Source organism: Aeromonas sp. XH (assembly GCF_033348475.1).
GTDB lineage: Bacteria > Pseudomonadota > Gammaproteobacteria > Enterobacterales > Aeromonadaceae > Aeromonas > Aeromonas sanarellii.
Map to the genome: position 1 here is coordinate 385,001 of NZ_CP137630.1, position 20,994 is coordinate 405,994.

A 20,994-nucleotide genomic window follows, 5' to 3' on the forward strand; every position below is an offset into this window, starting at 1 on the left:
TTGCGGATGGAGCTGACGGGAGTCGCAGTGACCAGATGGCTGGGACTGTTTATCAAAAACACAGCACTCTGCAAACACGAAAGTGGACGTATAGGGTGTGACACCTGCCCGGTGCCGGAAGGTTAATTGATGGGGTTAGCGCAAGCGAAGCTCTTGATCGAAGCCCCGGTAAACGGCGGCCGTAACTATAACGGTCCTAAGGTAGCGAAATTCCTTGTCGGGTAAGTTCCGACCTGCACGAATGGTGTAACCATGGCCATGCTGTCTCCACCCGAGACTCAGTGAAATCGAATTCGCCGTGAAGATGCGGTGTACCCGCGGCTAGACGGAAAGACCCCGTGAACCTTTACTACAGCTTGGCACTGAACATTGAACCTACATGTGTAGGATAGGTGGGAGGCTTTGAAGGCGTGACGCCAGTTGCGCTGGAGCCGTCCTTGAAATACCACCCTTGTATGTTTGATGTTCTAACGCAGGGCCCTGAATCGGGCTCGCGGACAGTGCCTGGTGGGTAGTTTGACTGGGGCGGTCTCCTCCCAAAGAGTAACGGAGGAGCACGAAGGTTGGCTAATCCTGGTCGGACATCAGGAGGTTAGTGCAATGGCATAAGCCAGCTTAACTGCGAGACGGACAGGTCGAGCAGGTACGAAAGTAGGTCATAGTGATCCGGTGGTTCTGAATGGAAGGGCCATCGCTCAACGGATAAAAGGTACTCCGGGGATAACAGGCTGATACCGCCCAAGAGTTCATATCGACGGCGGTGTTTGGCACCTCGATGTCGGCTCATCACATCCTGGGGCTGAAGTCGGTCCCAAGGGTATGGCTGTTCGCCATTTAAAGTGGTACGCGAGCTGGGTTCAGAACGTCGTGAGACAGTTCGGTCCCTATCTGCCGTGGGCGTTGGATGATTGAAGGGAGTTGCTCCTAGTACGAGAGGACCGGAGTGAACGAACCTCTGGTGTTCGGGTTGTCACGCCAGTGGCACTGCCCGGTAGCTAAGTTCGGAATCGATAACCGCTGAAAGCATCTAAGCGGGAAGCGAGCCCTGAGATGAGTCATCCCTGACCCCTTGAGGGTCCTAAAGGGCCGTTGGAGACCACAACGTTGATAGGTGGGGTGTGTAAGCGCGGCGACGTGTTGAGCTAACCCATACTAATTACCCGTGAGGCTTAACCATACAACACCCAAGAAGTGTTCGAAGACTTGTAGCAAGTGCATGAACTACTTACAAATTCAGTGGTAATGACAAAGCAAACTAGCCGAGTTGTTATTCACGTCAGCTTTCTGGATTGAAGAATTTGCCTGGCGGCAATAGCGCAGTGGAACCACCTGACCCCATGCCGAACTCAGAAGTGAAACGCTGTAGCGCCGATGGTAGTGTGGCATTCGCCATGCGAGAGTAGGACACTGCCAGGCACCCAACACGAAGAACCCCGCTCATTTGAGCGGGGTTTTTTATTGCCTGAAATGTCTGTTCGCCGTTGTCCTGCCCCTCGCTCCCTCTTATTTATATCTCTGCATGGAGTGGCCTATTTGCCCGCTGTCATTGCTTGGCGTATGGACATGACGTTACCTGAGCACCCACCGCTGTGCATCAGATTGTCCAGTTGGCTCTCTTCTGTCTAAACCCGGTATCGGGCCTGCGATTGGGGTTGTATCTGCATCATAACTCGGTAGAGTAAAGGGCATTCCGGGTTTGCCCATGCCATGCCTTCGTCTCTTTATCTGGTATTGGGAATACAGATCAGTTTTCATTCACCTTCAGTAGTGGTATCGATATGGAACAAGTAAATAAATCTACCTTCAGCGATGTGTTGGAATATGTGCGTATGTCCCGTCGTCAGAACAAGCTCAAGCGTGAGATCGCGGATAACGAGAAGAAGATCCGTGACAACCAGAAGCGGGTCCTGCTGCTCGACAACCTGAGCGACTACATCAAGCCCGGCATGAGCATCGACGAGGTACAGGCCATCATCGCCAACATGCGTGCGGATTATGAAGAGCGGGTTGATGACCACATCATCAAGAACGCAGAGCTCTCCAAGGAGCGCAAGGAACTGAGCACCAAGCTGAAAGGCATGAGCACCAGCAAGTAATCCCGCCCTGCTCTCGCAAACACCGGCCTTGGGCCGGTGTTTCATTTCCCCCTCAGCTCGGATCTCTTGCCGCGCTGCAACAATCGGCTCCCATTTTCACAATTGCCCTGTTAACATCGCTGCAAAGCAGTCAATAGTTTTCAAGCCCTTGACTTGAAACGACTAAGCTTGATTGAAAGACAATAAATTGCGCAACCATGGTGGGGCTGATATGGGCGCATCAAAACAGACGGATTCGAATAAAGTGGCATCTCAGGATTCATCCGTCCCGCATGCGGACGGGCAACATCAGCGCAAGCGTCGCCCTTGGTGGCGCTGGTTGTTCTGTTTTATCTTCGTGCTTTGCCTGGCTGCCGTGATTGCCCTGGTCGGCTATGAGATGAAGACATCACGGCTGCAGTCGCAGGAGGTCTCCCGCTATGCAGCCAAGCTGACGTATCAGCTTGAACCCGGCCCCAGTAAACAGATCGCCTTCCCGGACGATGGCCCCTTCGACAAGCGCCTTGGCTATGTGCTGATGCCCATGATCCAGGAGCGTCTAACCCAGCGCGGCTATCAGGTGAGCGAGCAGGTGCGTTTTTCTGATGCACTCTACAACTATGCCAGCCATGGTTTCTTTGTCCCTTACACCGAGAAGGTTCAGGCTGGGCTGACGCTGCATGACTGTCGTGCCGAGCCCTTCTACCAGTACAAGTATCCGACCCATTACTATCCGGATTTCAACGCCATACCGCCTCTGGTAATACAGTCGCTGCTGTTTATCGAGAACCGGGATCTGCTGAGCAACAAGGAGCCCCTCGCCAACCCGGCCGTGGACTGGCCACGCTTCGCCAAGGCGGCCCTGTCTCAGGTGGGCAAGGCGTTGGACATGCAGGATCAGTCGGCCGGCGGCAGTACCCTGGCGACCCAGGTGGAGAAGTATCGTCATTCTCCCGATGGCCTGACCGTTTCGCCGACCGAGAAGATCCGCCAGATGGTCTCGGCCAGCGTGCGTGCCTATCGGCTGGGGCCCGAAACCCTGGAGGCCCGCAAGCTGGTTGCCTGGGCCTACCTCAACTCGGTCCCGCTCTCTGCGGCGCCCGGTTATGGCGAGGTGCACGGTCTCGGTGATGGCCTCTGGGTCTGGTTCGGGGCCAATGTGGACGAGGTCAATCGTCTGTTGGACCCCGCCCGCAATCAGGACGCTACCCTGGCCGAACAGGGCTTGGCACTGCGCCAGGTCGTTTCCCTGATGATTGCCCACCGTCGCCCCTCCTACTACCTGGCTCAGGGCCGGGAGGCATTGTCGACCCTGACAGACAGCTACCTGAGACTGTTCGTGCAGGAAGGGATGATCACGCCCCCCCTGATGGAGTCCGCCCTCAAGGCCCAGCTGGTCTTCCGCGATTTCCTGCAGGCACCGGCCATCACCCGGGTCAACAACAACAAGGGCCTGCAGGTGGCTCGAACCCGTCTGAGCCGCCAGCTCGGGGTTCAGCTCTATGACCTGGACCGCATGGATCTGACGGCCAATACCACCCTCAACATGCCGCTGCAAAACGAGGTCTCACGTTATCTGCAGCAGTTGGCGGATCCCGCCTTCGCCGCCCAGGTCGGCCTGTTTGGTGAGCGCCTGCTCTCGCCGGAGAAGACGGGGGACGTGAAATACAGCTTCACTCTGTTCGAGAAGACCCCGGAAGGGGTCAAGGTGCGCGTGCAGACCGACAACACGGATCAGCCGTTCGACATCAACGAGGGAAGCAAGCTGGAGCTGGGGTCCACCGCCAAGCTGAGGGTGCTGACCACCTATCTCGAGATCGTCACCGAGCTGCACGACAGCTACGGGAACATGCCGGCCGAGAGTCTGCGCAAGATCGAGGTCTCCGATCAGGACAACATCAGCCGCTGGGCCATTTCCTATCTGATCAATGCCAGGGATCGGAGCCTGCCCGTGATGCTGGAGGCCGCGCTGGACCGCAAGTACTCCGCGAGCCCCTATGAAGGCTTCTTCACCGGGGGCGGCATGCACACCTTCAACAACTTCCGCAAGGAGGACAACGGTCGCATCCCCCCTATCCGCGATGCCTTGCGTGAATCCATCAACCTGCCGTTCGTGCGGCTGATGCGGGATATAGTGCGCTACAGCCTCTACAAGGAGGGCAACCGGGCCCAGTTGCTCAAGGATGACAAGGATCCGCGCCGCACCGAGTATCTCGCCAAGTTTGCCGACAAGGAGGGCCAGACTTATCTGCTGCGCTTCTGGCGCAAGTATCGCGGCAAGACGGTGGAAGAGCAGCTCGATACCTTCCTCGACGGTCTCAAGCCCAGCGCCGTGCGTCTCGCGGCCGTGCATCGCTACCTGATGCCGGAGGCATCGCAGGCGGAGTTTGCCGCCTTCCTGGCGAAGCGTCTGCCACGGGAGAAGCTGAGCGAGAAGCGGGTCGAGCAGCTCTATGTCAGCTACGGTCCGGGTAAGTATTCACTGCCGGACCAGGGCTATATCGCCCGGGTCCACCCCCTGGAGCTGTGGCTGCTCTCCTATCTCAGGGCGTTTGACAAGGCGACCTTCGCCGACGCCGTCGAGGCCAGCCGGGACGAGCGTCAGGAGGTCTACAGCTGGCTGTTCAAGACCCGCCATCGCAGTGCCAGGGACAGCCGGATCCGTACCATGCTGGAGGTCGAGGCCTTCCTCGACATCCATCAGCGCTGGGCACGCCTGGGTTATCCGTTCGACCATCTGGTGCCCTCCCTGGCAACCGCCCTTGGCAGCTCGGGTGACAGGCCGGCGGCTCTGGCGGAGTTGATGGGGATCATCCAGAACGGCGGGATGCGGGCGCCGACTCTGCGCATCGAGCATCTCTCCTTCGCCAAGGACACCCCCTTTGCCACCGCCTTTGAGCCGGCCAATACCCAAGGGGTCAGGGTGATGCCGGTCGAGGTGGCGGATGCCCTGCGCAACGCCTTGTCCAAGGTGGTGGAAGGGGGCACGGCGCGGCGCATCGCCGGAGCCTTCGCCCTGCAGGACGGCACCGTCCTGGCCCTGGGGGGCAAGACGGGGACGGGGGACAACAGGATCGAGACGGTTGGCCGCTACGGCAATGTGACCAGCTCGCTGGCCCGCAACCGTACCGCGACCTTTGTCTTCTACATCGGGAATGATCACTTCGGCACCCTGACGGCCTATGTGCCGGGCAGCCAGTCCGACAAGTTCCGCTTCACGTCGGCGCTACCGGTGCAGGTACTCAAGGGGATGGCCCCCCTGCTGGTGCCTTATCTGCAGCCCGGCACCCATACCCAGTGTATGGCGGGCAACTGATCTAGCATAAAAAATGGGGCCTGATTGGCCCCGTCTTTGTTTCTGCCGTCAGCAGGCTGCTGGCTTACAGCTGGTCTTCGATCTCGCCGCGCAGGTACTGGTACATCTCGCGATAGGCGACCGGCGGCTTGTTCAGCTCCCGCTCCTTGTTGGCGGTCCGGATCAGCTGGCGCAGCTTCTGGCGGTCCAGTTCGTGGAACTGGGACATCAGCTCGTTGAGGGCGCTGTCACCCTCGGTGATCAGGCGCTCGCGCCACTGTTCGAGACGATGCAGACGGGCGTTCACGGTGGAGTGGCGCATCTTGATGATGGAGAGGGCCTCTTCGATGGGGCCGACATCGCGGCTGCGCATCAGGCGGCCGATGAACTGTAGATGGCGGCGGAAGGACTCATCCTTCTTGGGTTTGAGCTTGCGGCCCAGCTCGACCGCTTCGGCCAGCTCCTCGTCCAGCGGGATCTTCTCCAGCTCGCTGTGGCTCAGGGAGACGATCTCTTCCCCCATCTTCTGCAAGGCCTCGGCATCGCGCTTGAGCTGGCTCTTGCTGGGGCCCCAGTCTTCCCACTCGTTGTCGTCTTGATATTGACTCATCGGTCTCTAGATTCCTGTCATTCACGTTTGGCGGATATGTTACCAGCTTCTCCCGCTGGGCGCAGGGGTCTGATATGCTTAGCCCCTTTCCTTCCTTCATACAGATGTGAGTTATGGACCAGCAAGATCAAATCCGCCAGGATCAAGCCCATCTCGAGGCCGTGGTCGCCGAGGCCCTGGCGATAGCGAAAGGGCTGGGCGCCGGGCTTGCCGAAGTCTCCATCAGCAAACAGACCGGCCTCTCGGTGAATACCCGGGGCTGCGAGCTGGAAAGCATCGAGTTCAACAAGGACGGGGCGCTCGGCATCGCCGTCTATCGCGATGGCTGCAAGGGCTCCTCGTCCACCACGGATCTGACCAAGCCGGCCATTCGTGCCGCCGTGGAAGCGGCCATGGAGATCGCTCGCCATACCTCTCCCGATGAGTGCGCCGGCCTCGCGGATGCGGATCTGCTGGCCTGGGATGCGCCGGATCTGCAACTCTGTCACGCCATCGAGCTCGATCCCCAGCGCGGCATCGAGCTGGCCATCGAGTGCGAGCGGCTGGCCCTGGGGCGCGACGCCCGCATCAAGCACTCCGACGGCGCCAGTTTCTCCAGCCATCTGGGGGTGAAGGTCTATGGCAACAGCCACGGCTTCGTCAAAGGCTATGCGGCATCGCGCAACTCCCTGAGCTGCGTGCTGATCGGCGAGCAGGACGGCGATATGCAGCGGGACTATGGCTACTCCTCCAGCCGCTCCCTGGACGGGCTCTGGAGCCCGCAGCGCATCGCCGACGAGGCGGTGGAGCGCACCGTCTCCCGCCTGGGGGCTCGCAAGATCAGCACCCGTCACGCCCCGGTGCTGTTCCACCCCGATACCGCAGCCGGGCTCTGGGGCCACCTGGTGATGGCCATCAGCGGGGGCAACCTCTATCGCAAGTCGAGCTTCCTGCTGGACAAGCTGGGCAAGCAGATCCTGCCCGAGTGGCTCACCATTCAGGAGTTCCCCCACTTGCTGGGGGGGCTCGCCAGCACCCCGTTCGACGGGGAGGGGGTGCGTACCCGCGACCTGGACATAGTCCGCGACGGCGAGCTGATGAGCTGGCTGCTCACCTCCTACTCCGCCCGCAAGCTGGGGCTGACCACCACGGGCCACGCCGGGGGCATCCATAACTGGCAGGTCTCCAGCACAGGTCAGGACTTCCAGGGCATGCTCAAGGAGATGGGCACCGGCCTGCTGGTGACCGAGCTGATGGGGCAGGGGGTCAACATCGTCAATGGCGACTACTCCCGCGGCGCCGCCGGTTTCTGGGTGGAGAACGGCGAGATAGCCTATCCGGTGGAGGAGATCACCATAGCGGGCAACCTGGCCGAGGTGTTCAGCCATATCGTGGCGGTGGGCTGCGACGAAGACGAGCGCTCCAGCCTCAGGACCGGCTCTGTGCTGGTCGAGCAGATGAAGTTGGCGGGGCACTGATCTCCCTTTGCCCTGTCTGAATCGCGACCATGAAAAAGGCCCCCTCGCCTGGCGAGGGGGCCTTTTTATGCTCGGCTCATGAGGAACCGGACTTATTCCTTGATGCGCTCGATGCGACCGCCCAGGCCTTGCAGCTTGTGCTCGATGTCTTCGTAGCCACGGTCGATGTGATAGATGCGATCGACTATGGTGGCCCCTTCGGCCACGAAGCCGGCCAGCACCAGGCTGGCGGAGGCGCGCAGATCGGTCGCCATCACCTGGGCACCCTTGAGCTGGTTGGTGTCGCGGCAGATGGCCACGTTGCCCTGCAGTTCGATATCGGCGCCCATCCGTACCAGCTCGGGCACGTGCATGAAGCGGTTCTCGAAGATGGTCTCGGTGACCATGCCGGTACCCTGGGCGACCGCGTTCAGGACGGTGAACTGGGCCTGCATGTCGGTCGGGAAGGCCGGGTAGGGGGCGGTCTTGATGGTAACCGGCTTCAGGGTGCGGCCCGTCATGTCCAGGGTGATCCAGTCCTCGCCCTTCTCGATCAAGGCGCCTGCCTCTTCCAGCTTGACCAGCACGGCTTCCAGCAGACTCGGGTCCGTGTTGCGGCAGGTGATCTTGCCGCCGGTGACCGCTGCGCCCACCAGGAAAGTCCCGGTTTCGATGCGATCAGGCTGCACGCTGTAGCTGCCACCGTGCAGACGCTCGACGCCGTCGATGGTCAGGGTGTCGGTACCCGCACCCTGAATGTTAGCTCCGAGCGCGTTGAGGAAGTGGGCCAGATCGACCACCTCCGGTTCCCGCGCGGCGTTTTCGATCACGGTGCGACCGTCGGCCAGGGCAGCGGCCATCATCAGGTTCTCGGTGCCGGTGACGGAGACCATGTCCATCAGGATGTGGGCACCCTTCAGGCGACCATCGACACGGGCCTTGATATAGCCGTCCTCGATGGTGATCTTGGCGCCCATCAGCTCCAGGCCGTGGACGTGCAGGTTGACCGGGCGGGCACCGATGGCGCAGCCGCCGGGCAGGGAGACGTCGGCCGCCCCGAAGCGGGCCGCCAGCGGACCCAGCGCCAGGATGGAGGCACGCATGGTCTTCACCAGCTCGTAGGGGGCGACGTGGTTGTTCACCGCACCGGTCAGCACGGTCACATTGCCGTTGACCTTGGTGGTGGCGCCCAGCATCTCCAGCAGCTTGAGGGTGGTGCCGACGTCTTTCAGACGCGGCACATTGGAGAGCTGCACCTCTTCGTCGCACAGCAGGGTGGCGAACAGGATGGGCAGGGCGGCGTTCTTGGCGCCGGAGATGGTCACTTCACCGGAGAGGGTGCAGGGGCCGGTGATCTTGAATTTGTCCATGGTTACTTCTTTACCAAATCAGGAGGGCAGCTGGAATTTACGCTCGCGTTTCCACTCGGCGTCGGTATAGGCCTTGATGGAGAGAGCGTGGATCTCGTTGGTGGCGATCTTGTCCATCAGGGGGGCATAGATGGCCTGTTGTTTCTTGACCCGGCTCATGCCGTCAAACATGTCGCCGACGGCGATCACCTGGTAGTGACTGCCATCTCCTTTGACATGGACTTCGGACAATGGCAAAGCCTCGAGGAGTATCGCTTCAATTTCAGAGACTTGCATTATGAGTCCTCAGTTGTGAGCGGGGTTGAATGAAAGAGGCCGGCCACCCCGTAGAGGTTGGCCAGCGTATGAAAATCGTCGGAGGCGCCCACCAGTGTCGGTGTGGCGCCTCGTGCCAGGGCCGCCTTGGCCCATTTGACCAGCAGGGCCAGGCCGGCGGAATCCAGGGTGGTGACGGCACCGAGTTCGAGTCGGTCGTCCTGCCACCAGTCGGCGCGGCGTTGCCACAGATCGTTGACCTGGGCAGCCTGCAAGTCACCGCTCAGGATCATGACTTGATGACCAGCGGCTTGGCATTGTGTTCGCGCAGCTGGGCAATCACCGCGTCGATGCCGTTCTGGCGGATGAGGCCGCCGAGCTCGTTCTGCTTGGCAGAGAGCAGGCTGATCCCTTCCGCGACCATGTCGAAGGCTTTCCACTCGCCGGTCTTGTTGTTCTTGCGCAGCTTGAATTCGAGGAAGATATCCGGCTTGCCGGCTTCTTTCACGCTGACGTTGACGGCGGTGATGTTGCTCTCGGCGGCCTTGCCCGGTTGAACCTTGACGGTCTGCTTGTCGAAGTGGGCCAGGGCATCGGCGTAGGAGCTCACCATGTACTCGGTGAAGACGTCGACGAAGGCGTCACGTTGGGCCGGGGTGGTCTGCTTGATCTGGTTGCCGAGCACCTTGTAGGCGGCGAAGCGGTTGTCCACATAGGGCAGCAGCTCCTCGCGGATGATCACCCTCAGGTGGTCCGGGTTGCTCTTCACCTGGGCCTGGTCGGCTTTCAGGCGGGCAAAGGTCTGCTGGGCGGCCTGATCCACCAGGGCGTAAGGATCCGAGGTGTTGACATCCGCCCGGGCGACGAGGGAGAACAGCATGCTGGTCATCAGACCCAGCAGCAGGGCGATTTTCTTGAACATGGTTACTCCTTGGTTGCGGGTGTATTGGCGGCCGGAGAGGACTGGCTGTAAAGGAACTTGCCAATCAGGTCTTCCAGCACGATGGCGGACTTGGTGTCTTCGATCATGTCGCCGTCCTTGAGCATGCTGGTGCCCATCTCCTCGTCGGTGAAGCCAGGAGCCAGACCGATGTACTGCTCGCCGAGCAGGCCTGAGGTGAGGATGGAGAGGGTGCTGGTCTCGGAGAACTCGCCGGCACTCTTCTGCATCTGCAGGGAGACGACGGGCACCTGGCTCTTGGCATCCAGGCTGATGTCGCTGACCCGGCCGACGACGACGCCACCCACCTTGACCGGCGAGCGTACTTTCAGGCCGCCGATATTATCGAAATGGGCGCGCAGGGTATAGGTTTCTCCTTCCGGTTTGAAACTCAACCCCGCCACTTGCAGTGCCAATGCCAGAATGGCCGCGATGCCAGCCAGCATGAAGGCGCCAACCAGAAATTCTACTTTGCTGAACTTCATCTTTCCCTTATCCAAACATGACTGCGGTGAGTATAAAATCCAGACCGAGCACGGCCAGGGATGAGTGGACCACGGTGCGGGTCGTCGCCTGACTGATCCCGGCCGAGGTCGGTTTGGCATCATAGCCGTTGAAGAGTGCGATCCAGGTGACCACCAGGGCGAAGATCAGGCTCTTGATGGCCCCTTGCATGATGTCGTCCTGCCAGTCGACGGAGGCCTGCATGGCGGACCAGAAACTGCCCTCATCCACCCCCAGCCAGTCCACGCCAACCAGCTTGCCGCCGAAGATGCCGATGAGGCTGAACATGAAGGCCAGCAGCGGCATGCTGATGACACCGGCCCAGAAGCGTGGCGCCACGACGCGGCGCAGGGGATCGACGGCCATCATCTCGAGGCTCGAGAGCTGCTCGGTGGCTTTCATCAGGCCGATCTCGGCGGTGAGGGCCGAGCCCGCACGACCGGCGAACAGCAGGGCGGTGACCACGGGGCCCAGCTCCCGCAGCAGGGAGAGGGAGACCAGGGGCCCCAGGCTCTGCTCTGCGCCGAAATCCTTCAATACGTTGTAGCCCTGCAGCGAGAGCACCATGCCGATGAAGAGGCCCGACACCAGTATGATGGCGACGGACTGTACACCCACCACGTAGAGCTGCTGCACCAGCAGCGGGAAGTGCTTGCGCGGCTGGGGGCGGCCCGCCAGCGCATGAAACAGCATGATGGTGGCGCGACCGATGGCGCTGATGAAGCGCACCCCGCTCCGCCCCAGCTTGCTTACCTGAGTTGTCAACATCACAGATCCTGTAGCAGGTCGCCTGCCGGAAAATGAAACGGAACAGGACCGTCGGGCAATCCTTTCAGGAACTGCTCGACTTCGGGATTGTGCTCTTCGCGCAGTTGCTCCGGCGTGCCCTGGGCCACCACCTTGCGGTTGGCGATGATGTAGGCGTAGTCGGCGATGCTCAGCACCTCTTTCACGTCGTGGGTGACGATGACGGAGGTGATGCCGAGGGCGCCGTTGAGCTCCTTGATCAGCTTGACCAGCACCGCCATGGTGATGGGGTCCTGACCGACGAAGGGCTCGTCATACATGATGAGATCCGGATCCAGAGCGATGGATCTGGCCAGGGCCGCGCGTCGGGCCATGCCGCCGGAGAGCTCGGAGGGCATCAGTTTCGCCGCGCCGCGCAAGCCCACCGCCTGCAGCTTCATCATGACGATGGTGTGGATCAGCTCCTCCGGCAGACCGGAGTGCTCCCGCAGCGGAAAGGCCACGTTGTCGAAGACCGTCATGCCGGTGAACAGGGCGCCGCTCTGAAACAGCATGCTCATCCGCTTGCGCACTTCATACAGCCGGCTGCGCGAGAGGGTGGGGATGTCTTCCCCGTCAAACAGGATGTGACCGGATTCAGGCTTCAGCTGGCCCCCGATCAGGCGCAGCAAGGTGGTCTTGCCGATCCCGCTCGGCCCCATGACGGCGGTGACCTTGCCACGGGGAATGGTCAGGTTGATCCTGTCGTACAGCAACCTATCTCCGTGACTGAACGTCAGGTCGGAGATGGTGATCAGGTCATCGTTCAAACAATTGTCCATCCGGTATAAATGAAGAGCGAATTTTATGGGCTAGTCTAGGTCTAAGCAACAGCGAGGAACAACTATTGAGCGGGTTTCCCCCCCAAAGATGCGACAGTTTTATGTAACAACTTGCATCAACGACCGGCCCTTCCGCATCCGATTCGCTTATCTCGGCAGACTTTTTTATAATCCCGCAGCAAATTTCGGCCCGGAGCTGTGCCTTTATGTCTGTAAAGCCTGAAAAAGTGTCTGAATTGTTCGATTTCCGTCGCAGTGCCCGTGCGGTGCTGGACATAGAAAAACAAGCCATCGATGGGCTCTACCAGTACCTTGACGAAGCCTTCGAGCGCGCCTGCGAGATGGTGCTGCGCTGCAGTGGCAAGATAGTGGTGACCGGCATGGGCAAGTCGGGTCATATCGGCAACAAGATTGCCGCGACCCTGGCCAGCACGGGGACACCCGCCTTCTTCCTGCACCCGGGCGAGGCCAGCCACGGGGATCTGGGGATGATCTCCGGCGGGGATCTCATCATCGCCATCTCCAACTCCGGCGAGAGCGACGAGATCCTGGCCCTGCTGCCGGTGCTCAAGCGTCGCGGCATTCCACTCATCTGCATGACAGGCAACCCGGCCTCCACCATGGCGAAAGAGGCCAATGTGCATCTGTGCATCAAGGTGGAGAAGGAGGCCTGCCCCCTCGGTCTGGCACCCACCTCCAGCACCACCGCGACCCTGGTGATGGGGGACGCGCTGGCCGTGGCCCTGCTGGAGGCCCGCGGCTTCACCGCCGATGACTTCGCGCTGTCGCACCCGGGCGGGTCCCTCGGCAAGCGGCTGCTGCTGCGGGTCGGCGATCTGATGCACAGCGGTGAGCTGTTGCCCAAGGTGGGGATAGATGCCACCATCAGCCAGGCGCTGCTGGAAGTGAGCCGCAAGGGGCTCGGCATGACGGCGGTGGTAGATGAACGGGGGCTGCTTGCCGGCCTGTTCACCGATGGTGACCTGCGCCGCATTCTGGACCTGCAGGTGGATATCCATCACACCCCCATCAGCCGCGTCATGACGGTGAACTGTGTTACCGTAGGACCTGAGATGATGGCGGCCGAGGCCGTCAAACTGATGGAAACCAGAAAGATCAACGGGTTGTTGGTCGTGGACGGGGAAAAACGTCCGCTGGGCGCCTTCAACATGCACGACCTGCTGAAAGCCGGAGTAATTTGATGCAAGACGTACCGACCCTCTATGGTCCGGTGACGCGCAGCCAGTACGAGAGGGCGGCGCAGATCCGCCTGCTGGTGTGCGATGTGGATGGAGTGCTCTCAAACGGCTTCATCTATATGGGCAACAATGGCGAAGAGCTGAAGACCTTCTGCACCCGCGACGGCGCCGGCATGCGGGCCCTGCTCAATGCGGGCATCGAGATCGCCATCATCACGGGGCGCAACTCCCGCATCGTCAGTGATCGCATGAAGGGCCTGGGGGTACAGCACCTGGTGCAGGGGGCGGATCAGAAGCTGCCCCACTTCGAGGCACTGCTGGCCAAGCTGGGGCTGGATGCATCACAAGCAGCCTATATGGGGGATGACACCATAGACCTGCCGGTGATGCAGGCCTGTGGCCTGGGTATCGCCGTGGCGGACGCCCATCCTCTGGTGCTGGCGCGGGCCGACATGGTGACGCGGCTGGGAGGCGGTGTCGGTGCGGTGCGCGAGGTGTGCGATCTCATCCTCCAGGCCAAGGGCCTGGGAGACTATCAACCCGAGGCGTCGATATGAACAAGCAGACGGTGCTCTTCGGCCTGCTGTTCCTGGTGGCGCTGGCGGCCTGGCAGTTGGGCGAGATCGAGCTGGCCCCGGAGCCGACCACCAAGGTGGAGAACTTTCAGCCGGACTTCACCGCTAGGAACCTGGTGACGACCCGCTTCAACGAACTGGGCAAGCGGACCGAACGGCTGGAGTCGGAATACGCGGAGTATTACCAGATCCTCGAGCAGGCCACCTTCGACAAGCCGGTGGTCTACATGTTCGACGAGAAGGGGGAGGCCGAGTGGAAGCTGACGGCCGAGACCGGGGTGCTCAACACCGATGACAATGTGATCCTGCGTGACAAGGTGCATCTGGACGGCCTGCTGCCGACCTCGTTCATCTCCACGCTGGACAGCCCTTATCTGGAGCTGGATCTGGTGACTCAGGAGATGAGAAGCAACCAGCACATCAGCATAGTGGGCCAGGAATTCCAGACCGAAGGCGTGGGCCTGAAGGGTCACCTGGAACGTAAATATTTCGAATTACTGGATAAAGGCCATGCCACTTATTTCAATGAAAAACGTTAATCTGGCCCTCACGACCCTGCTGCTGTGCGGCACTCTGAGCGCCAAAGAGTCCGACTTCGCCGAGAAGGTCTATGTGGATGCGGTCAAGCAAGTGGCCGAGATGCAGGACAACCGCATCACCTTCAGCGAGGACGTCATCATCACCCAGGGCACCATCAAGATTCAGGCCGACAAGGTGGTGGTGATCCGCTCCGGCGAGAAGGGGGCGGAAGTGATGACGGCCTACGGCAATCCGGCCACCTTCTTCCAGGTGCTGGACAACGGCAAGCCGGTCAATGCCCACGGCAACAGCATCCGTTACGAACTGAAGAACCGGCTGGTGACCATCACCGGCAACGGCCAGCTCAAGCAGGAAGACAGCCAGGTGAACGGGGATCTCATCCGCTACGACATCGTCAAACAGAAGATGATCGCCGAGAGCAAGGGGCCGGCCCAGCGCGTCAAGACGGTGTTCCTGCCGGATCAGGTCGAGAACTTCGACAAGCCCGCCGACCAGAAGAAGTAGGAAACAGAAACCATGGCAGTGTTAAAAGCAACGGGTCTGCAGAAGAGCTACAAGCGCCGCATGGTGGTTAGCGACGTGAGCCTGGAGGTGGGAACGGGCCAGATCGTGGGACTGCTCGGCCCGAACGGGGCGGGCAAGACCACCTCCTTCTACATGATCGTGGGCCTGGTGCAGCGGGATGCCGGTCTCATCACCATCGACGAGCAGGACATCAGCCTGCAGCCCATGCACATCCGAGCCCGCAACGGCATCGGCTACCTGCCTCAGGAGGCCTCCATCTTCCGGCGCCTGTCGGTGTTCGACAACCTGATGGGGGTCATGCAGACCCGCAAGGGGTTGAGCCGGGAAGAGCGGGAGGATAAGGTCGAACAGTTGCTGGAAGAGTTCAACATCACCCATATCCGCGACAGCCTGGGACAGAGCCTCTCGGGCGGGGAGCGCCGCCGGGTCGAGATCGCCAGGGCGCTGGCGGCTGAGCCGCGCTTCATTCTGCTGGATGAGCCCTTCGCCGGTGTTGATCCTATTTCCGTCATAGACATCAAAAAGATCATCCAGCATCTGAAAGAACGCGGGCTGGGTGTGCTGATCACCGACCACAACGTCAGAGAGACGTTGGATGTGTGCGAGAAGGCCTACATCGTCAGTCACGGCAAGATGATTGCCGAAGGTGCGCCGGCCGACATCCTCGCCGATGAGCAGGTCAAGCGCGTCTATTTGGGCGATCAATTCAGTCTATAGTAAGGGGGCACCCCTCATTTTTGTTAGGTGACTGCCTCGCTGAACATAAGGATATCCCGACGTAGATGAAGCCGACATTACAGTTGCGCCTCGGTCAGTCCCTGACCATGACGCCACAATTACAACAAGCGATTCGTCTGCTCCAGCTCTCCACCCTGGAACTCCAGCAGGAAATTCAGCAAGCGCTCGACAACAACCCCTTGCTGGAGCAAGAGGAGAACGAGGCGCAGGAAACCAGTGAGGCAGAGGCACAGGACGCCAGTCAACTCGACTCCAGCGATGCCATGGCCCAGGAGAGCATGCCGGACGAACTGCCGGTGGACACCACCTGGGACGAGGTCTACTCCGCCGGTACGGCCCAGAGTGCAGGGCCCATTCACGACGGGGAGGACAGCATCTATCAGGGGGAAACCACCGAGAACCTGCAGGACTACCTGCTGTGGCAGATGCGGCTCACCCCCTTCAGCGACGTGGATGCAGCGATCGCGCTGGCCATCATCGATGCCATCGACGAATCCGGCTATCTGACGGCCACCCTCGAAGATATTCAGGCTGCAGTCAGCAGCGAAGAGGTAGAAGTCGAACTGGATGAGGTCGAAGCGGTGCTCAAGCGGGTGCAGCATTTCGATCCGGTCGGCATCGCCGCCCGCTCGGTACAGGAGTGCCTGCTTATCCAGCTCGGCCAGTATTCGCCTGAATTGCCCTGGCTCAACGAGGCCAGGGAGGTGATCCGCGAGCACATGGATCTGCTCGGCAATCGCGACTATCGCACCCTGGCTCGCAAGACCCGCCTCAAGGAGAGTGATCTCAAGGAGGTGCTGGATCTCATCCAGCAACTGGAGCCCAGGCCCGGCAACGGCATCATCCAGAGTGAATCCCAGTACGTGATCCCGGATGTGTCCGTGGTCAAGAAGGGGAGCAAGTGGGTGGTGGAGCTCAATCCGGACTCGGCACCGCGCATCCGTGTCAACGAGGCCTATGCGGCCATGGCGCGCAATGCCCGCAGCAGTACGGATACCCAGTTCATCCGTTCCCATTTGCAGGAGGCCAAGTGGTTCATCAAGAGTCTGGAGAGCCGCAACGACACCCTGCTCAAGGTGGCCAGCTGTATCGTCGAGCAGCAGCAGGGCTTCTTCGAGTATGGCGAAGAGGCGATGAAACCCATGGTGCTCAATGACATCGCCGAGGCCGTGGAGATGCATGAGTCGACCATTTCCAGGGTCACGACCCAGAAGTACATGCATACGCCCCGCGGCATCTTCGAACTGAAGTTTTTTTTCTCCAGTCATGTCAATACGGAGGGAGGAGGAGAGTGCTCATCGACCGCTATTCGTGCGCTCATCAAGAAGCTGGTGACGGCGGAGAACCCCGCCAAGCCGCTTAGTGATAGCAAGATCGCGGATTTGCTGGCCGAACAGGGTATTATGGTGGCGAGACGCACGATCGCAAAGTACCGAGAATCCTTGTTGATCCCGCCATCCAATCAGCGCAAACGCCTGGTTTAGGCAAACAGAAGGAAGACGTTATGCAAATCAACCTGACCGGACACCATGTCGAGATTACCGAAGCTCTGCGTGACTATGTGAACAACAAATTTGCCAAACTCGAGCGTCACTTTGACCATATCAACAACGTACATGTGGTGTTGAGCGTCGAAAAACTGAACCAGATCGCCGAAGCCAAGCTGCATGTCAGCGGGGGAGAGGTGTTCGCCAATTCGCAGCATGCCGACATGTATGCGGCGATTGATACCCTGCTGGATAAACTGGATCGGCAGATCATCAAGCACAAAGATAAGTTAAATCAAAAATAACTATGCAACTTGAACACATACTGAGTCGGGACTGCACCAAGAGTGCGGTCCCTTGTACCAGCAAGAAACGCGCGCTCGAGATCATCAGTGAACTGGCCGCAGAGCGCCTCGGTGCCTCCCGCCAGGTGCTGTTTGAGAGCCTGCTGGCGCGTGAAAAGATGGGCAGTACCGGGATCGGTGCCGGTATCGCCATTCCCCACGGTCGGATCGACGACGCTTTTGCCCCGACCGCCGTATTGATGACCTTCTCCGAACCCATCCCTTTCGATTCTATCGATAATCAACCGGTTGACCTGCTCTTTGCATTGCTGGTGCCGGAAAGCGAGTGCAAACAGCACCTCAAGACCCTTTCCCTGATGGCATCCAAGCTGGGTGACAAAGCCGTCTGCCGCCAGTTGCGCCAGGCGACCAGTGACGAAGAACTCTATCAGATCATGACGTCGGCCTGAGGCCGGGTCTGACACAGCCACGTTGGCGTGAGGGGACAAGATGCAGTTAATAGTGGTAAGCGGTCGTTCGGGCTCCGGCAAGACGGTAGCCCTGAGGGTGCTGGAGGATCTGGGGTACTACTGCGTGGACAACCTGCCGGTCAACCTGCTGCCTCAGCTGATCGTCTCGGTGGAGAGCCAGTATGACAAGCTGGCGGTCAGCATCGACGTGCGCAACCTGCCAGCCCAGACAGACAAGCTGGAGAGCCTGCTGAGCCAGGTTCGCAACGAGGGACGGGTGAAGTTTTCGAGCTTCTTCTTCGACGCGGACAACACCACCCTGCTCAAACGCTACGGCGAGAGCCGCCGTCTGCATCCCCTGTCCCGCAACAAGCTGTCGCTGGACGAGGCGATCCGGGAAGAGACCCATCTGCTGGCGCCGCTCTCCTCGACCGCCGACCTGCGCATCGACACCACCAACCTCAGCATTCACGATCTCAGCGAGCTCATCAAGACCCGGGTGCTCGGCAAGAAAGAGAACGAACTGGTGCTGGTGTTCGAGTCGTTTGGCTTCAAGTACGGCATTCCCAAGGATGCGGACTTCGTGTTCGACGCCCGTTTCCTGCCCAATCCGCACTGGATTCCCGAGCTCAAGCCCTTCACCGGCAAGGATGAGCCCGTGGCCAACTACCTCTCGAGCCAGCCCGACGTCATGCTGTTCATCCAGCAGATCGAGAACATGCTGGGGACCTGGCTGCCCCATCTGGAGCGCAACAATCGCAGCTATGTAACCGTCGGGATCGGCTGCACCGGTGGCCAGCACAGGTCGGTGTTCATCGCCGAGCGGCTCGCCAGCGCATTCCGGCTGCTTGGCAAGAACGTGCAGATCCGCCATCGCACGTTGGACAAGCGTTCAAACCCCGCCTGACACACAGGATGCTCAGATGACAGTTTCCGCCTCGGTAGAAGTCAAAAACAAGCTAGGCATTCACGCCCGACCGGCCATGATGCTGTTCGAGCTGGTACAGGGATTCGATGCCCACGTGTTGCTGCGCAACGAGGATGGCGTGGAGGCCGACGCGGACAGCGTGATCGGCCTGCTGATGCTGGACTCCGCCCAGGGCAAGCAGGTGGAAGTCCAGGTGGAGGGGCCCGAGGAAGTGGAGGCTCTGGCCGCCGTGGTGGCGCTGTTCACCTCGGGCTTCAACGAGGAATGAACGCCCCCCGTTGCCTCAGGGAGCGCTGCGCGCCAGCGCCTTGAAGGCGGCAAACTCCCGACAAGCCAGCAGGTTCCTGCTGGCTTTTTCGTTCATCAGCGCCAGAAACAGGTCGTAAAGCCCCATGGCCTCCTCGTAGTCGGCCTTGGCGATGGCCAGCACGAAGATCAGGGTGGCGCTCTCCCCGTTGCCCCAGTCGATGCCCTGTGGCGCCAGCACTGTATAGACCAGGGTGCGGCGCGCCAGCAGGCCGAGGGAGTGGGGCAGGGCGATGCCGTCCCCCAGCAGGGTGGAGACGATCCGCTCCCGCTCCTGCAATGATCCCCGAAAGCCGGTTTCCACCAGATCCTCCACCTCCAGCTGGCTGCAGATGCGATCAAACAGCGCCGCCTGACTGAGAGGTTCATCAAGCACCATGAAGTGGTCGGCATCGAAGTACTTGTCGAGCAGGTAGGGGCGGGTGCGATCGACCAGCACCAGCTTGCCGAGCTGCTCCAGCTGGTATTGGGTCGGGAAGGGGGCCACCTGCACCACGGGGGCATTTTTCTCGCTCACCTTGACGGTACTGATGACGAAATCCTGTTCGACCCGCACCAGCCCCTCGTAATCCCGCACCGACTCCAGCGTGGTCAGCTGAAGCTGGGGGTATTCCCGCCGGATACGCGCCTCCAGCACCCGGAAGGTGGCGTTGCCCGCATCGCACAGCAGCAGCGCCTGGGGGCGCCGGGTGTAACCGATGTCATGGTGGCGCTCCAGGCCGACCCCGATGTGGATCACCAGGTAGCCTATCTCGTGATGGGTCAGGTGGTAGGGGGTCTGCCTGATCCACTCCGAGATGGCCGCCAGCGTGATGTCGTAGGCGAGGGGATAGTACTGCTTGATGTGGTCCGCCAGCGGATTGTGGCTGCCAATCTGGTATTTGACCCGCAGCAGCATGGCGCCGATGTGGGTCTGCAGGTCGGCCCGCAATTGCGGATCGCCGCGAAGGTCATAAGGGTAGTGCTGGTGGATGTAGTCCAGCAGGTGCGCCACCAGTTGCTCGCTTTCGGTCGCCATGGCCGGGCTGAGCAGGGGCGTCTCCGCGGTGAGACGTGCCTGGATCTGGATGGCGAGGCAGGCGATCTCCTCCTGCCCCGGCGGGGTCAGGGTCGGCAGCTCGGCATAGATGTCGCGGGCCACCGCAGCCAGGGCCGGCGTGATGTCGTCGCTGGCAAACTGCCGCAACTCGTGGCCGGACGCCTGGCGCAGCAGGGCGACGGCGCAGTAGACGGTGACTTGCTGCAGGCTCTCGTCGGCCAGACGCAGCTGATGGCGACCGAGTTGCTCGTGAATGTGGTTGCCCACTACCTCCAGCGTCTTGCTGGGGCAGAGGGTGGGCAGCAGGCTCTGGAGCGGATGCCGGTGCAGCAGCTCCTGGCAGAGCAGCTGGGTGAGGCAGGCGCGGATCGCCGTCTCGCCCCCCTGGATGCGCATCCCCAGCCGGGGTCTGCTGTCGATGGCGAGCCCGAAGTGGGCGAGCCGCTCCCGTACCTCAGCCATGTCCCCCTGCAGCGCCGCCCGGCTCAGATACCAGGTGTCCGCCAGTTCGTCGAGCTTGATCCCCTGCTCCGCCGTCAACAGCAGGATCTGCAGGTGCAGCACTCGCTCGCGGCTGGTGCGGGGCAATCCGCTCTCCTGCTCCTGGGCCGCCAGCAGCGACTCGAACAGCCCCTGATTGTAGATCTTGAGCTGATAGCCGCTGCCGCGCTGGTGGATCAGGTGGGCACCCCGGGTGGCGATGAGCTCGTTCAGGGTCGCCACGTCGGTACGCACCGTACGGGTAGAGACGTTGAGGCGGCGGGCCAGCTCCTCCTGCGGCAGCGGCTCGGCGTGGAGCAGGGTGAGCAGTTGCTGGAGTCTGGGGTGGGGCAGCTTGATCATGAGGCGG

General features: G+C 60.8%; 22 protein-coding genes and 2 rRNA genes (1 of these 24 running past the window's edge). 15 read left to right on the forward strand and 9 right to left on the reverse strand.

Annotated elements, in window-relative coordinates; genetic code table 11:
• From R2B70_RS01735 to R2B70_RS01750, 4 genes are all read left to right on the forward strand, one after another.
• Positions 1–1,177, forward strand: a 23S ribosomal RNA gene (locus tag R2B70_RS01735) (it extends 1,712 nt beyond the left edge of the window).
• A gap of 124 nt (positions 1,178–1,301) precedes the next feature.
• A 5S ribosomal RNA gene (rrf, locus tag R2B70_RS01740) occupies positions 1,302–1,416 on the forward strand.
• A gap of 362 nt (positions 1,417–1,778) precedes the next feature.
• Positions 1,779–2,096, forward strand: coding sequence for a PTS system regulator TmaR (gene tmaR / locus R2B70_RS01745; protein WP_042074391.1), 318 nt, complete (start codon positions 1,779–1,781; stop codon positions 2,094–2,096).
• Positions 2,097–2,307: 211 nt separating this feature from the next.
• The gene (locus R2B70_RS01750) at positions 2,308–5,391 is read left to right on the forward strand and encodes a transglycosylase domain-containing protein (RefSeq protein WP_209794255.1); all 3,084 of its coding nucleotides are present in this window, start codon (positions 2,308–2,310) and stop codon (positions 5,389–5,391) included.
• A 64-nt stretch (positions 5,392–5,455) separates the two neighbouring features.
• Here the strand turns inward: R2B70_RS01750 and yjgA are convergent, their stop codons facing one another.
• Positions 5,456–5,980 carry a ribosome biogenesis factor YjgA gene (gene yjgA / locus R2B70_RS01755; protein ID WP_042074394.1) on the reverse strand — a complete coding sequence of 175 codons (525 nt, stop codon included), beginning with the start codon at positions 5,978–5,980 and terminating at the stop codon, positions 5,456–5,458.
• Positions 5,981–6,093: 113 nt separating this feature from the next.
• Here yjgA and pmbA point away from each other — a divergent pair, with 113 nt between their 5' ends.
• The gene (pmbA, locus tag R2B70_RS01760) at positions 6,094–7,437 is read left to right on the forward strand and encodes a metalloprotease PmbA (protein WP_318162489.1); all 1,344 of its coding nucleotides are present in this window, start codon (positions 6,094–6,096) and stop codon (positions 7,435–7,437) included.
• 92 nt (positions 7,438–7,529) lie between these two features.
• Here pmbA and murA read toward each other — a convergent pair whose 3' ends face one another.
• From murA to mlaF, 7 genes are read right to left on the reverse strand one after another with little or no spacing between them, the layout of a single operon-like run.
• Positions 7,530–8,786, reverse strand: a complete 1,257-nt coding sequence (gene murA, locus R2B70_RS01765) for a UDP-N-acetylglucosamine 1-carboxyvinyltransferase (RefSeq protein WP_042074397.1) — start codon at positions 8,784–8,786, stop codon at positions 7,530–7,532.
• Positions 8,787–8,804: 18 nt separating this feature from the next.
• Complete coding sequence (gene ibaG, locus R2B70_RS01770) at positions 8,805–9,062, reverse strand: BolA family iron metabolism protein IbaG (RefSeq protein ID WP_010675882.1); 258 nt, start codon at positions 9,060–9,062, stop codon at positions 8,805–8,807.
• Entirely contained in the window at positions 9,062–9,334 is a 273-nt protein-coding gene (locus R2B70_RS01775; protein ID WP_042074400.1) for a lipid asymmetry maintenance protein MlaB, read from the reverse strand. Before R2B70_RS01775 ends, ibaG begins: the two co-directional genes overlap by 1 nt.
• Entirely contained in the window at positions 9,331–9,963 is a 633-nt protein-coding gene (gene mlaC / locus R2B70_RS01780) for a phospholipid-binding protein MlaC (protein ID WP_209794252.1), read from the reverse strand. The genes R2B70_RS01775 and mlaC overlap by 4 nt, the downstream gene beginning before the upstream one ends.
• 2 nt (positions 9,964–9,965) lie before the next feature.
• Positions 9,966–10,466 carry an outer membrane lipid asymmetry maintenance protein MlaD gene (gene mlaD / locus R2B70_RS01785; RefSeq protein WP_209794251.1) on the reverse strand — a complete coding sequence of 167 codons (501 nt, stop codon included), beginning with the start codon at positions 10,464–10,466 and terminating at the stop codon, positions 9,966–9,968.
• Between the two features lie 7 nt (positions 10,467–10,473).
• Positions 10,474–11,253, reverse strand: a complete 780-nt coding sequence (gene mlaE, locus R2B70_RS01790; RefSeq protein WP_042074408.1) for a lipid asymmetry maintenance ABC transporter permease subunit MlaE — start codon at positions 11,251–11,253, stop codon at positions 10,474–10,476.
• The gene (gene mlaF / locus R2B70_RS01795) at positions 11,253–12,053 is read right to left on the reverse strand and encodes a phospholipid ABC transporter ATP-binding protein MlaF (protein WP_209794250.1); all 801 of its coding nucleotides are present in this window, start codon (positions 12,051–12,053) and stop codon (positions 11,253–11,255) included. Before mlaF ends, mlaE begins: the two co-directional genes overlap by 1 nt.
• A gap of 206 nt (positions 12,054–12,259) precedes the next feature.
• Here mlaF and R2B70_RS01800 point away from each other — a divergent pair, with 206 nt between their 5' ends.
• From R2B70_RS01800 to npr, 10 genes are all read left to right on the forward strand, one after another.
• Positions 12,260–13,255, forward strand: coding sequence for a KpsF/GutQ family sugar-phosphate isomerase (locus R2B70_RS01800; RefSeq protein WP_318162490.1), 996 nt, complete (start codon positions 12,260–12,262; stop codon positions 13,253–13,255).
• Entirely contained in the window at positions 13,255–13,809 is a 555-nt protein-coding gene (gene kdsC / locus R2B70_RS01805) for a 3-deoxy-manno-octulosonate-8-phosphatase KdsC (RefSeq protein WP_042074412.1), read from the forward strand. Before R2B70_RS01800 ends, kdsC begins: the two co-directional genes overlap by 1 nt.
• Positions 13,806–14,366 (forward strand): LPS export ABC transporter periplasmic protein LptC, encoded by a 561-nt coding sequence (lptC, locus tag R2B70_RS01810; protein WP_042074414.1) that lies wholly within the window; start codon positions 13,806–13,808, stop codon positions 14,364–14,366. The genes kdsC and lptC overlap by 4 nt, the downstream gene beginning before the upstream one ends.
• Complete coding sequence (gene lptA / locus R2B70_RS01815; RefSeq protein ID WP_042074415.1) at positions 14,353–14,871, forward strand: lipopolysaccharide transport periplasmic protein LptA; 519 nt, start codon at positions 14,353–14,355, stop codon at positions 14,869–14,871. The genes lptC and lptA overlap by 14 nt, the downstream gene beginning before the upstream one ends.
• Positions 14,872–14,883: 12 nt before the next feature.
• On the forward strand, positions 14,884–15,609 hold the full coding sequence (lptB, locus tag R2B70_RS01820; RefSeq protein ID WP_010675872.1) for an LPS export ABC transporter ATP-binding protein: 726 nt from the start codon (positions 14,884–14,886) through the stop codon (positions 15,607–15,609).
• 65 nt (positions 15,610–15,674) lie between these two features.
• On the forward strand, positions 15,675–17,114 hold the full coding sequence (locus R2B70_RS01825) for an RNA polymerase factor sigma-54 (RefSeq protein ID WP_042074418.1): 1,440 nt from the start codon (positions 15,675–15,677) through the stop codon (positions 17,112–17,114).
• Positions 17,115–17,134: 20 nt separating this feature from the next.
• The gene (gene hpf, locus R2B70_RS01830) at positions 17,135–17,422 is read left to right on the forward strand and encodes a ribosome hibernation promoting factor (protein WP_005305957.1); all 288 of its coding nucleotides are present in this window, start codon (positions 17,135–17,137) and stop codon (positions 17,420–17,422) included.
• Between the two features lie 2 nt (positions 17,423–17,424).
• A complete protein-coding gene (ptsN, locus tag R2B70_RS01835) occupies positions 17,425–17,871 on the forward strand; it encodes a PTS IIA-like nitrogen regulatory protein PtsN (RefSeq protein WP_010675870.1) in 447 nt (148 codons plus the stop codon).
• Between the two features lie 40 nt (positions 17,872–17,911).
• The gene (gene rapZ / locus R2B70_RS01840) at positions 17,912–18,778 is read left to right on the forward strand and encodes an RNase adapter RapZ (protein WP_318162491.1); all 867 of its coding nucleotides are present in this window, start codon (positions 17,912–17,914) and stop codon (positions 18,776–18,778) included.
• 16 nt (positions 18,779–18,794) lie between these two features.
• A complete protein-coding gene (gene npr, locus R2B70_RS01845) occupies positions 18,795–19,067 on the forward strand; it encodes a PTS phosphocarrier protein NPr (RefSeq protein WP_042074425.1) in 273 nt (90 codons plus the stop codon).
• A gap of 15 nt (positions 19,068–19,082) precedes the next feature.
• Here the strand turns inward: npr and R2B70_RS01850 are convergent, their stop codons facing one another.
• Positions 19,083–20,987 (reverse strand): BglG family transcription antiterminator, encoded by a 1,905-nt coding sequence (locus R2B70_RS01850; RefSeq protein ID WP_318162492.1) that lies wholly within the window; start codon positions 20,985–20,987, stop codon positions 19,083–19,085.
• Positions 20,988–20,994 lie beyond the last annotated feature (7 nt).